Source organism: Priestia sp. SIMBA_032 (genome assembly GCF_046535215.1).
Taxonomy (GTDB): domain Bacteria; phylum Bacillota; class Bacilli; order Bacillales; family Bacillaceae_H; genus Priestia; species Priestia aryabhattai.
In genome coordinates this window covers 1-247 of record NZ_JAWRXD010001288.1, presented here as the reverse complement: position 1 = coordinate 247, position 247 = coordinate 1, and the positions used below count along the sequence as shown (strand labels likewise).

Sequence of the window (247 nt, the reverse complement as noted above, 5' to 3'; positions counted from 1 at the left end):
GCTCCTGCTCTACGGAATCGGTTTCGGCACAGTTCAGTTCGCGTTCCTGTTCCTCGCCATGGATGAGGGGATGCCGACCGGACTCGCGTCGCTGGTCCTGCAATCGTCCGCGCCGTTCACCGTGTTGCTCTGCGTCCTGCTGCTCGGTGAACGAATGAGCCGGCGCCAGGTGATCGGCATCAGTGTTGCGATCGCGGGAATGGTGATCATCGGTGTCGACCGGACCACCCACGGCGCCACCGCGGCC

1 protein-coding gene is annotated in these 247 nt (G+C 64.4%); it reads left to right on the top strand.

What is annotated here, in order from left to right; genetic code table 11:
• On the top strand, positions 1-247 hold a 247-nt coding region (locus tag SB717_RS38480; protein ID WP_410908478.1), incomplete at both ends, for an EamA family transporter.